Annotated in this window: 2 protein-coding genes and 2 pseudogenes; 3 read left to right on the top strand and 1 reads right to left on the bottom strand. The window is 72.1% G+C overall.

Going from position 1 to position 3,041, the window contains the following annotated elements:
- Positions 1-241 (bottom strand): annotated as a pseudogene (locus tag FV222_RS21585) (formyltransferase); the annotation flags it as partial.
- 344 nt (positions 242-585) lie between these two features.
- Between FV222_RS21585 and FV222_RS21580 the strand changes: the two are divergent.
- The 3 genes and pseudogenes from FV222_RS21580 to FV222_RS21570 all read left to right on the top strand — a co-directional run.
- Entirely contained in the window at positions 586-1,563 is a 978-nt protein-coding gene (locus FV222_RS21580) for a beta-ribofuranosylaminobenzene 5'-phosphate synthase family protein (protein WP_147815604.1), read from the top strand.
- A gap of 95 nt (positions 1,564-1,658) precedes the next feature.
- Positions 1,659-2,552 (top strand): NAD(P)-dependent methylenetetrahydromethanopterin dehydrogenase, encoded by an 894-nt coding sequence (locus FV222_RS21575; protein WP_147750990.1) that lies wholly within the window; start codon positions 1,659-1,661, stop codon positions 2,550-2,552.
- A 7-nt stretch (positions 2,553-2,559) separates the two neighbouring features.
- Positions 2,560-3,041: pseudogene (locus FV222_RS21570) on the top strand (tetrahydromethanopterin C1 transfer protein); the annotation flags it as partial.

The following is a 3,041-nucleotide window of genomic DNA, read 5'->3' as shown; positions in this document are numbered from 1 at the left end:
CCGGGGTCGTCGTCATCGCGCCGACGCGGGCGAGCGCGCCGAGGTCGGCATAGGTGCCGGCGGCCCCTTGCGTGTCGAGGGAGGCGCCGATCGTGCCGGCGAGGCGGTAGGCTGCGCGAATCGCGGCGACGTCGGCGTTCAGGCCGGCGAAGACCGGTGCGTGCGCGGCGGCGAGCAAAGCGGCGGCGGCCGCGATGGCGCCCTCCGCATCGGTCGCGTCACCCTTCACCCAGGCTGTCATGCGTCCTCACCCGAACCGTTTCTTGAGGCGTCGCAGATCGTCGCCGTAAGACCGGGGAGGACGGCGGAAAAGCCGTCGAAGCCGGAATGGCCTGCCCGAACGGGATGCGATCCCGCCCAGGCGGCACTCGGAATGCCTGCGCTGGAAGGCACGTTTGCATCGCTCGCACGCCGCAGGCAACCCTTTGCCCGCGATTTGCGGGCGCCCGGCTCCGTCAGGCGGTTGCCCGGCGGGGCGCCTCCATGGGAGAAGCCGGCTTCCGCGCGGACCATTCCTGGAGGTTCGGAGCGACGACAGGGCGAGGCGGCGTGGCGAAGGCGGCAGGCATCGCGGAAGGCATCGACATGTCGGAATCCGCCCGCAGCCCATCCTGGGCCGCCGCGTCGCGTTCCGTTCGCGTCCACGCGCCGGCGCGATTGCATTTCGGGTTCCTCGACCTGCATGGCGGCCTCGGCCGTCGCTTCGGCAGCATCGGCCTGGCGATCGACGCCCCCGCCGTGCGCCTGACCGCGACCGCGGCCGAGACGCTGAGCGTCACCGGGCCGGAGGAGGCGCGCGTGCGCGGCTACGTCCAGGCGGCGGCGAGCCATCTCGGCGTGCCGGAGGCGGTGGCGATCCGGGTGGGGGAGGCGATCCCCGCCCATGCCGGCTTCGGCTCCGGCACCCAGCTCGCGCTCAGCGTCGCCGCGGCCCTGGCGAAGCTCTCCGGCAAGCCGTTCTCGGCGGAAGACTTCTCGAACGCGCTCGATCGGGGCAACCGCTCCGGCGTCGGCCTGTCGGCCTTCACCGAGGGTGGCCTCATCGTCGACGGCGGACGCGACGCCACCGGTGCACCACCACCGGTGATCGCGCGGCTCTCCTATCCGGAGGCGTGGCGCGTGGTGCTGATCCTGGACGAGAGCGCCACCGGGATCCACGGCTCGCGCGAGCAGCGCGCCTTCGCCGAGCTGCCGCGCTTCCCCGAGCGCCAGGCCGCGGAAATCTGCCGGATCGTGCTGATGCAGGTGATGCCGGCCGCGGTGCTCGCCGAGCCCCAGGGCTTCGGCGCCGGCATCACCCAGATCCAGCGGCTGATCGGCGACCACTTCGCTCCGCACCAGGGCGGCCGCTACGCGAGCCCCGCCGTCGCCGAGGCGCTGCGGACGATCGCGGACCAGGGCGTGGCCGGCTACGGCCAGAGCTCCTGGGGCCCGACCGGCTTCGCGCTGATGCCCTCGGAGGCCGAGGCGAACGCCCTCGTCGCCGGGCTGGCGCGGCCGGGCCCGCTGCGCTTCCTGATCGCGCGCGGCCGGAACGCGGGCGCCGAGATCGCGGACGCATGATTCGTCACGCCTGAACCGTTACGCTTGACCACGAGCCGCGATTGCGACTCACACCGACGTCGAACGACGCTCCTCGCACCAGACAGGGAAACGCCATGGCCCGCTCGATCCTGCACATGCTGACGCCGCTCAAGCACATGAGCCCGTTCGACGTGAACATGGCCGTGGATGCCGGGTTCGAGACCATCGTCACCTACACCGACGTGACGCTGCCCGACGTGGTCTCGCTGACCCAGGACTCGATCTTCTCGCGCGCGCCCGGCGACGGCGCCCGCACCGGCATCTTCATCGGCGGCAAGAACGCCGAGGACGCCCTCGACATGATGGACCGGGCCAAGAAGGCCTTCGTGCCGCCCTTCGCCAACCACCTGTTCGCCGACCCGGCGGGGTCCTTCACCACCGGTGCGGCGATGGTGGCGCAGGTCTCGCGGGCGCTGCGCGAAAAATTCGGCACCGGCCTGAAGGACAAGCGCATCGTCATCTTCGGCGGCGCCGGCGTCGTGGCCTACGTCGCCGCGGTGATCGGCGCGCTCGAAGGCGCGAAGACGGTGATCGTCGGGCACGACGGCGAGGAGCGCGTCTCGAAGATCGCCTTCACCATGAAGTGGCGCTTCGGCATCGAGGTCGGCGCCGTCGACGGCACCACCCCGGACGACCGCCGCAGGGCGATCGCCGACGCCGACGTGATCCTGTCGGCCGGCCCCGCCGGCATCCCGATCCTCTCGGCCGAAGACCTGAGCTTCGCGCCGAACCTGCTCGTCGCCTCCGACGTCAACGCCGTGCCCCCGGCCGGGATCGCCGGGATCGACGTCAACGCGGTGGACGTGGCGCTACCGGTCGGCAAGGGCGTCGGCATCGGCGCGCTCGCGGTCGGCAACGTGAAGTACCAGACGCAGAAGCAGCTGTTCGGGCGGATGCTCGCCTCGGAGACGCCGCTCTGCCTCGATTTCCGCGACGCCTACACCCTGGCGGTCGAGGTCGCCGGTTGACCTCGGCATGGCCGGCGACGCGGTCCTGATCGCGGCGCAATCCGGCCGCGCGCTGGCCGAGGCCGCGCGCCGCGCTGGGCTCCGCCCCTTCGTCGCCGACCTGTTCGCCGATTCGGACACGCTGGAGCTGGCCGAGGCGCATCGCCCGCTGGAGGGCCGGTTCGCCACAGGGCGCCTCGGGGCGGCGGTGCTCGCGAGCCTCGACGATCTGTCGGCGTTGGCCGGAGGCAGGCCGATCGGCGTGATCCTGGGAAGCGGGTTCGAGGCGGCGCCGACTCTGATCGACGCGATCGGCGCGCGTCATCGCCTGCTCGGCGCGGCCGCCGCCGCCGTCTCGGCCCTGAAGGACCCGCTGCGCTTCGCGGCCCTCTGCCGAAGTCTCGACATCCCCCATCCGGCGGTGACGCTGGCGCGGCTAGAACGAACGCGGGCGTTGCCTGTAGAGTATTCAACAAAACGAGCCCACGAAGCCGGAGCCGATGGCGGATT

It is taken from the genome of Methylobacterium sp. WL103 (assembly GCF_008039885.1).
Taxonomy (GTDB): Bacteria; Pseudomonadota; Alphaproteobacteria; order Rhizobiales; family Beijerinckiaceae; genus Methylobacterium; species Methylobacterium cerastii.
This window is presented reverse-complemented; position numbering and strand designations above follow the sequence as displayed.

Excerpts from the sequence above, each read along its gene's own strand:
- FV222_RS21580 (WP_147815604.1), top strand. The coding sequence starts at position 586 with ATGTCGGAATCCGCCCGCAGCCCATCCTGGGCCGCCGCGTCGCGTTCC.
- FV222_RS21575 (WP_147750990.1), top strand. The coding sequence starts at position 1,659 with ATGGCCCGCTCGATCCTGCACATGCTGACGCCGCTCAAGCACATGAGC.